Here is an 8,285-nt window from a genome sequence, read left to right as displayed (position 1 = left end):
GGGTGCTGGCCCTACCCGTGCCCACCGCCGATACCAACAGGGCGACGGCATCGTCCAGGCCGAGCAGCCCCTGCTGATCCTGGGGCTTAGCGGCGGATCGGCCGAGTTCCTTGACCCACGTGCGATGCCGGTCGCGGATCTCGGTGCGGGTGGCTTTCGCTTCCTTGGCGACCAGCCGGTTGAGTCGGGTGGAATCGAGCACCAACAACTCGCCGACCGTGGTGACCTGCGCCGCGGCGAGAGCAGACACGGCCCGCGCGCTCAGCCCGGCGGCAGCAAGGGAGGTGCCGGCGGCGACCTTTACTGCGCGAGTGGTCTTGTCTGCCTTCGCGGGAGCGGCGTCGAGGTCGGTGAACACCCGGCGCCAGTCTCGGAGCATCTCCTCGGCCGTGTCCGGGCGGGTCGCGACGTCGCGGGACAGCGCAGAGGTGAAGTACGTGGTGAGACCTGCCGCGACGGGCGTCTCGAACATGGAGGGGTCGACGGTGACATCGTCCTGCACGGTGGCCGGGTTCGCCTGTGGGTCCGGTCCGTACTGCGGCGCCGCACCGGTCGCCATCTCGAACAGGACGACAGCAGCGCCGTAGCGCTCGGCGGCGGTGTCGTACTGGTTGCGTCCACCGGTGCCGAGAAACGGGTCGAGATAGGGCGGGGTTCCGGCGTCGGTGTGGCGCAGATCGATCCCGGCCATCGAGAAGTCGAACAAGCGAAGGTGCGCGTCGGCACGCGAGCTGGACTGGTGAACACCGAGATTCGACGGCTTGAGGTCGCGGTGCACCACCCCGGCACGCTCGAGGGCAACGAGTGCCTGCAGCAGGTCGGTACCCCAGCGTTCGAGCAGATCGATCGACAGCCGGCCGCCCTTGGCGGCCAACTCCTCCGCGAGGGTGGTGCGTCCCGCGTAGTGCACGACGAGAGCCGCGCGGCCGCCGACGTTCTCCTCGGAGGCCAGTTGCACGATGCGAGGATCGTCGAGCTTGCCGAGCACCTGCGCCTCGGCATGGAGGCGGGCGGCGGCCTCGTCGTCGCGGGCGACCTTGAGGACCCGCTCGTGATCGCCCGCCTTGCGGTCCACGACAAGGATGCCGACGGCGGTCGAGCCCGCGCCCAGGCGCCGCTTGTAGACGAAGCGGCCGTCGCCGAGTTCGTCGCCGGGTTTCGCGTCGAGCGGATCGGTTTCCCCTTCGGCGCGGAACAGATCCGAGCGCACCGCCTCGAGTCGCTCGAGGAAGTCGCCGACGGACGGAATCCGTTCTGCGGGACGGGGGTCGGTGGCGTCGAGCACGAGTTGCCGCAGGATCGAGGGGACCTGTGGCAGTTCCACCGCCAGGTCGAGACCGCCGTCGCGGCGCAATCGGTCGAGCAGTTCGCCTCGTTCCGTTGCCGGCGACTGCCCGCCGGTGAGCAGGTAGAACGCAAGCGCACCGAGCCCGAACACGTCCATCCGGGCCGGATCGGCGGGGTTCACTCCCTCGGGAGCGGTGAACAGCCGAGCCTGGTCGCTCAGGCTGCCGGCCATGAGGCTCAGTGGTCCCGCGGACAGGCGGGTCACCCCAGTTTCCGCGTTGGCGGGCAGCACACCGGCGGTGTCCCAGTCGGTCACCTGCGGTTGCGGGCCGGTCTTGCGGTCGCGGACCACGATCGCCCGTGGGTTGAGGGTGCGGTGCACCACGCGGTGCCGGTGCGCGTAGTGGACGATCTCGGCGATCTCGGTGAGCGCCTCGAGTTGCCGCTCGAGCGTCATCGCGCCGTGGTGGTCCGCGAGCCACAGGTCCAGGCGGACGTCGCTCTCGGATTTCGGGAACACCAGGCCGATGCCGAGTTCCTTGTCCTTGACCACGTCGACGGGCACCTGCAGGCCGTCGTGCTTGAGCCGCGACAACAGCTTGTATTCGTGCTCCACACCGCGCGCCCGGGCGTGCTCCTCCGCGGACGTCGCCCCGGGCTTGGGCAGGTAGAAGCGGATACGGGCGGCACGTTCCATGTCGACGTGGTGGAAGGCGGGCCAATCCTGCCAGCCCTCGCCGTCGCCGAGCGGCTGATCGTCGATCACCCAAGAGCCGACTTCGCGCTGGCGGCGCGGGGCGAGCCCGATGGCGGTCATCAGGTCGCGGATCAGCAGTGACTTCTCTTCGGACACCGGACCGTGCTTGGCCGGGGCGAGCAGCCGCTCGCTGATCCCCGGCAGCTGGCTGCGATCGCTATTTTCGTCGATGCCGTAAAGGTTGATCTTGGAACTGGTAGGGAGTGCGCACACGAAGTCCGGATGGTGCAGGTACACCAGTTCCTGCACGAACGGGATGATGCCCTTGAGGTTCTTCTGCCCGGTCTTCTCTGCCAACCGGTCCTTCAGCAGCGACGAGAAGTACTGCGCCTTCTTGCGCGCAAGCAGCAGCGGCGAATCCTCAGAACGGTAATTTCCGCGACTCCACACGTGGTCGTTGCCGCGCAGAACGCCGCTGTAGTACTTGAGTTCGATCAGGTAGAGAGTGTCGCGGGCGAGAACCAGCAGATCTACTTCATGCCAGCGGCCACGGTTGTCCCGGAATTCGAAGTTCGACCACGCCCGAAACGGTGGTGCGTCGGGAAGGATCTCCTTGATCCGTTCGAGCCCTTCGCGTTCATGGTCGAATGGAGAAGGACTGACCTCGACCCAGCGGTCACTCTGCACCTGGCCCCGCACCTCTCGATCTCATCCGTCACTCATGTATAGAGAGTCGAGTGTGCACATCTCGTCGTTACGCTTCGGCGTGTCGCGACGAGATGTGCACACTCGGAAGGCGCTTCAGCGCAGCGGGATGCCGAGCAGGGCGTCGACGGCGTCCGCGAATACGGCGGGCGCCGAGGGGTCGTCGCCACCGCGCTCGACCGCGAACGTCGCCCAGCTGTCCAGCGCGGCGAGGGCTTTCGGGGTGTCGAGGTCGTCGGCGAGGTGCTGACGCAGCCGCGCGATCGTGTCGTCGGCGGACTGGGCCGAGCCCAGGGCCGCGGCGTCGCGCCACAGGGCGAGGCGGGCCTGGGCGTCGGCGAGGACCTGATCGGTCCAGGCGCGGTCGGTGCGGTAGTGCCCGGCGAGCAGGCCCAGACGGAGGGCGGCGGGGTCGACGCCCTGGCCGCGGAGCTTGGAGACGAACACGAGGTTGCCGCGGGACTTGGACATCTTCTCGCCGTCGAGGCCGATCATCCCGGTGTGCACGTAGTGCCGGGCGAAGCGGCGGTCGCCGGTGACTGCCTCGGCGTGGGCAGCGGAGAATTCGTGGTGGGGGAAGATCAGGTCGCTGCCGCCGCCCTGGACGTCGAAGCCGCTGCCGATGCGGTTGAGGGCGATGGCGGCGCATTCGATGTGCCAGCCGGGGCGGCCGTCGCCGAACGGGGACGGCCAGGCCGGTTCGCCGGGCCGCTGCGCGCGCCAGAGCAGGGCGTCGAGCGGGTCGCGCTTGCCGGGCCGGTCGGGGTCGCCGCCGCGTTCGGCGAAGAAGTGCTCCATGGTGGCGCGGTCGTAGCCGGATTCGTAGCCGAACTGCTCGGTGGCGTCGGCGCGGAAGTACACGTCGGGGTATTCGGCGTCGTCGACGATGTACGCGGCGCCGGAGGCGACGAGTTTCTCGACCAGTTCGACGACCTCGCCGACGGATTCGACGGCGCCGATGTAGTCGCGGGGCGGCAGGACGCGCAGCGCCTCCATGTCCTCGCGGAACAGGGCGGTCTCGCGCATGCCGAGGACGATCCAGTCTTCGCCGTCGCGGGCGGCCCGTTCGAACAGCGGATCGTCGACGTCGGTGACGTTCTGGACGTAGTGCACGTCGTGGCCGGCGTCGCGCCACACCCGGTGGACCAGGTCGAAGGCGAGGTAGGTGGCGGCGTGACCGAGGTGGGTGGCGTCGTAGGGGGTGATGCCGCAGACGTACATCGTGGCCGTGGGGCCCGGGGTGACGGGGCGGACCGCGCGATCGGCGGTGTCGTACAGCCGGAGCGGGGGGCCCTGACCGGGGACGGACGGGAGCGCGATGTCGGACCATGACAGCATGCGCACGAGCCTAGTAGAGGGCGCGGGCGGCTCCGGACGGAGGCCGGGTCCTCAGAACGCCGGCCAGGGGATGCGCCGCTCTCCGACCGGGCGGGGCATGACGGGGCGGCGGAGCAGGGCGCCGACGCGGCCCCGCAGGGCGGCGACCTCGCCGGCGGTGATGTGGGTGCCCAGCCGCTGCCCGAGTTCGCCGTCGAGTTCGCGGGCGAGTTTGTCCAGGTCGACGAGCAGCGACGGGTCGACCTGGCTGCCGGCCCAGCCCCACAGCACGGTGCGCAGCTTGTTCTCCCGATGCAGGCAGATGCCGTGGTCGACGCCGTACACGCCGCCGTCGACGCCCTCGAGGGCGTGCCCGCCCTTGCGGTCGGCGTTGTTGAGGATCACGTCGAGCACGGCCATGCGCTGCAGTCGCGGGTCGTCGGCGTGGACGAGGACGACGTCGGTGCCGTCGAGATCGCGGGCGCGCAGGACGGGCAGCCAGCCGGGCGGGACGGCGTCGATCGGGCACAGGTCGACCAGGTCGAGGCGGCCGGGCGGGTCGGCGGGGTCGGGGGTGTCGATCCACCGCTGCACCATGCCGGTCCCGAAGGGTCCCTCGCGCAGCACGGTGGTGGGGATGACGCCCCAGCCGAGGGCCTCGGAGACGAGGTAGGAGGCCACCTCCCGGCCGGCGAGGGTGCCGTCGGGGAAGTCCCACAGGGGCCGTTCGCCGCGGACGGGCTTGTACACGCAGCGCACGGTGGTCGCGTCGAGGGTGGCGTCGCACACCAGGGTGGCGTTGCTGGCGTGCACGACGCGGCCGACCACGGTGAGTTCGCCGTCGGTGAGCACGGTGCGGACGTCGGGGCTGCCCACCGGCTCAGGTCTCCTCGCCGAGCCAGGCGGCGGGATCGAAGCCCTCGGTGCGCAGGTACCCGTTGGTGCGTACGCAGATGTGGCCGCCGCCGACCGGTTCGCCGCACAGCGGGCACGGGGTGCGGCCGGCGGCGACGACGAGTTCGGACCGGGCGGCGAATTCGCGGGCCTGCTGGGGGGTGAGGAAGACGCGGACCGCGTCCGGGCCCTCCTCGGCGTCGTCGAGGACGACGGACTCGTCGACTTCGGTCTCGGTGACGGCGAGCAGCTCGACGACGACGTTGCCGCTGTCTGCGTCCCAGCCCAGGCCCATGGTCCCGACGCGGAACTCCGCGTCGATGGGGGTGACGAGCGGACTGATGTCGACGTCCGCGTCCTCGGGCAGGTCCGTGCCGAAGCGGCGGTGCACCTCCTCGAGCAGCAGGCCCATGCGGTCGGCGAGGATCTGCACCTGCTGCTTCTCGAGCATCACGCTCACCACCCGGGAGGCGTGCACGGCCTGCAGATAGAACACCCGGTCGCCGGGTTCACCGACGGTGCCGGCGACGAACCGGTCCGGGGTCCGGAAGACATGTATCGCGCGGGCCATCGCACCTCCTCGTTGTCGAATCCATCCGGTGTCGCTCTCCCATTATCCGCCGCGGGGACCGACCTCCCCGCCCGGCACGGGCGCCGGTTGCGCCGGCGGCGCGAGCCCGGACAGGTCCGAGCCGGTGTCGTTGACGCGCAGCACGAACGGGCGGGTCTCGGTGTAGCGGACGACGCTGAGGGAGGCGGGCTCGGCGACGATGCGCTGATAGCCGTCGAGGTGCGTGCCGAGCGCGTCGGCGAGGACGGCCTTGATGACGTCGCCGTGGGTGCAGGCGATCCAGACGACGTCGCCGCCGTGGGCGGCGGCGAGGCGGCCGTCGTGTTCGCGGACGGCGGTGACGGCGCGGGCCTGGACCTGTGCGAGGCCTTCGCCGTCGGGGAACACCGCGGCCGAGGCGTGCTGCTGGACCACCTTCCACAGCGGTTCCTTCAGCAGGTCACCGAGTTCGCGGCCGGTCCACTGCCCGTAGTCCACCTCGACGAGGCGGTCGTCGACGAGGGGGGTCAGGCCGCGGTCGGCGGCGAGGGGGGTCACCGTCTGGCGGCAGCGCAGCAGCGGCGAGTGCACGATCTCGGCGATGGTGAGGCCGGCGAGCCGGTCGACGAGGCCCTTGGCCTGGATGTGGCCCATCTCGTCGAGTTCGACGCCGGGGGTGCGGCCGGCGAGGACCCGGGAGGTGTTCGCCGTCGAGCGCCCGTGCCGCAGCAGGATGACCGTCATGAAGCCAGCCTAATGGGCCGGGCGCCCGACGAGCGGGCCCGGCGTGGGTCCCGGGGTCAGGTGGCCGAGATGGTGCCGGTGGCGAGCAGGGCCAGGACGACGGCGCCGAGGGCGATGCGGTAGCCGACGAACCAGTACATCGAGTGGTTGACGACGAACCGGAGCAACCAGGCGATCGAGGCGTAGCCGACGGCGAATGCGACGGCGGTGGCGACGAACAGCTGGGCGCCGGAGGCGTTGAGGCCCTCCCCGGCGGGTTCGAACGCGTCCGGGAGGCTGAACAGGCCGGAGGCGACGACGGCGGGGATGGCGAGCAGGAACGAGTACCGGGCGGCGGCCTCGCGGGTCAGGCCGAGGAACAGGCCGGCGCTGATGGTGCCGCCGGAGCGGGACACCCCGGGGATCAGGGCCAGCGCCTGCGCGCTGCCCATGAGGATGCCGTCGCGGAGGGTGAGTTCGTCGAGCTTGCGGGTCTTGCGGCCGTAGCGTTCGGCGGCGGCGATGACGAGGGCGAACACGATGAGCATGGTGGCGATGAGCCACAGGTTGCGGGCGCCGGTGCGGATCTGGTCCTTGAACAGGAATCCGAGGACGCCGACGGGGATGGTGCCGACGATCACGTACCAGCCCATGCGGTAGTCGAGGTCGCTGCGGTGTTCGCGGTGGGCGAGGCCACGGAACCACGCGGCGACGATGCGGACGATGTCCTTGCCGAAGAAGACCAGGACGGCCGCCTCGGTGCCGAGCTGGGTGACGGCGGTGAAGGACGCGCCGGCGTCGGTGCCGAAGAAGATCTCCGAGACGATCCGCAGGTGGCCGGAGGACGAGATCGGGAGGAACTCGGTCAGACCCTGCACGAGGCCGAGGACGAGGGTCTGGAGCCAGGTCATGGATTCGCCGATCACGCGGCGACCTCCGGGTGATCGTGGGGACGGTCGCCGGGGGTGGGGTCGATTTTCACCTGGGCGAGGGTACGCGGCGCGGCGGAACGGTTTTCGCGGCCTCGCGGCACTAGGGTGCTGGGTCAGGGGCGGCGGTCGCGGCTGCGGCGGATCGGCCCCGTCGGTCGGATGGTCACGAGGCGCGGGCGGATATGGAACACAGAACGGTGGGTGCGAGCGGGCTGCGGGTCTCGCGGCTCGGTCTGGGCACCCTGAGCTGGGGACGCGGCACGGACGGGGACGAGGCGGCGGCGCAGCTGTCGGCGTTCGTCGACGCCGGCGGCACCCTGGTCGACACGTCCCCCGCCTACGGCGACGGGGTGGCACAGCGGATCCTGGCGGAGCTGCTCGACGACGTGGTGCCGCGGGATCAGCTGGTGGTGTCCGGCAGCTCGGGCATCGACACCTCGAAGGTCGGGGCGGGCCGGGTGGACTGTTCCCGTGCGGGCCTGCTCACGCAGCTGGACCGCACGTTGCGGGAGCTGGGCACCGACCACCTGGACCTGTGGCAGGTGGCGACGTGGGATCCGCGGACGCCGGTCGACGAGGTCGCGGCGGCGCTGGAGTTCGCGGTGACCAGCGGCCGGGCCCGGTACGTGGGGGTGCGTGGGTACCTGGGCTGGCAGCTGGCGACGGCCGCGGCGGTGGCGACGCGCCACGCGCCGCTGGTGGCGACGCAGGTGGAGTACTCGCTGCTCGCGCGCGGGGTCGAGGAGGAGCTGATCCCGGCGGCGCTGCACCACGGGGTGGGGGTGTTCGCGGCGGTGCCGCTGGCGGGCGGGGTGTTGACGGGCAAGTACCGCGACGGCATCCCGGCGGACTCGCGCGGCGCCGACGACGTGCACACCGAGGAGGTGCGCAGCTATCTGACCGAGCCGGCGGCGCGGGTGGTCGAGGCGGTGGCGACGGCCGCGGACGGGCTCGGGACGTCGCCGCTGGCGGTGGCGCTGGCGTGGGTGCGGGACCGGCCGGCGGTGGCGTCCACGGTGGTCGGCGCGCGGGATCTGGCGCAGCTGACCGGGGTGCTGGTGGCCGAGGAGCTGGAGTTGCCGGCCGCGATCGCGGCCGCGCTCGACGACGTCAGTGCGTGACCTCGGACACGTCGCCCCCCGGATCCGCCGCCGGGTCAGGTTAGCCTGTCTTCTAGGTC

Annotated in this window: 7 protein-coding genes; 1 reads left to right on the top strand and 6 read right to left on the bottom strand. The window is 71.2% G+C overall.

The annotated features are described in order from the left end of the window. The 6 genes from pglW to AIIKEEIJ_RS15210 form a co-directional block, all read right to left on the bottom strand. Positions 1–2,671 (bottom strand): BREX system serine/threonine kinase PglW (pglW, locus tag AIIKEEIJ_RS15235; RefSeq protein WP_338020959.1); only part of this gene is annotated, 2,671 nt, incomplete at its 3' end. A 114-nt stretch (positions 2,672–2,785) separates the two neighbouring features. Then, complete coding sequence (gene mshC / locus AIIKEEIJ_RS15230) at positions 2,786–4,027, bottom strand: cysteine--1-D-myo-inosityl 2-amino-2-deoxy-alpha-D-glucopyranoside ligase (protein ID WP_161995992.1); 1,242 nt, start codon at positions 4,025–4,027, stop codon at positions 2,786–2,788. Between the two features lie 51 nt (positions 4,028–4,078). Next, a complete protein-coding gene (locus AIIKEEIJ_RS15225) occupies positions 4,079–4,882 on the bottom strand; it encodes an SCO1664 family protein (protein WP_050035239.1) in 804 nt (267 codons plus the stop codon). Between the two features lie 4 nt (positions 4,883–4,886). After that, positions 4,887–5,471 (bottom strand): DUF3090 domain-containing protein, encoded by a 585-nt coding sequence (locus tag AIIKEEIJ_RS15220; RefSeq protein WP_006939363.1) that lies wholly within the window; start codon positions 5,469–5,471, stop codon positions 4,887–4,889. A gap of 42 nt (positions 5,472–5,513) precedes the next feature. Next, positions 5,514–6,194: a histidine phosphatase family protein gene (locus AIIKEEIJ_RS15215; protein WP_006939362.1), complete on the bottom strand. Its 681-nt coding sequence runs from the start codon at positions 6,192–6,194 to the stop codon at positions 5,514–5,516. Positions 6,195–6,250: 56 nt separating this feature from the next. Next, complete coding sequence (locus tag AIIKEEIJ_RS15210; RefSeq protein WP_170914091.1) at positions 6,251–7,096, bottom strand: undecaprenyl-diphosphate phosphatase; 846 nt, start codon at positions 7,094–7,096, stop codon at positions 6,251–6,253. A gap of 191 nt (positions 7,097–7,287) precedes the next feature. Between AIIKEEIJ_RS15210 and AIIKEEIJ_RS15205 the strand changes: the two genes are divergently transcribed. After that, positions 7,288–8,226 carry an aldo/keto reductase gene (locus tag AIIKEEIJ_RS15205; RefSeq protein WP_029543698.1) on the top strand — a complete coding sequence of 313 codons (939 nt, stop codon included), beginning with the start codon at positions 7,288–7,290 and terminating at the stop codon, positions 8,224–8,226. The last annotated feature ends 59 nt before the right edge of the window (positions 8,227–8,285 follow it).

This window comes from Rhodococcus sp. YH1, from assembly GCF_009939605.1.
In the GTDB taxonomy this organism is placed as follows: Bacteria; Actinomycetota; Actinomycetes; order Mycobacteriales; family Mycobacteriaceae; genus Rhodococcus; species Rhodococcus aetherivorans.
The sequence above is the reverse complement of the archived record's forward strand: the minus strand, read 5'-3'. Positions and strand labels throughout refer to the sequence as shown.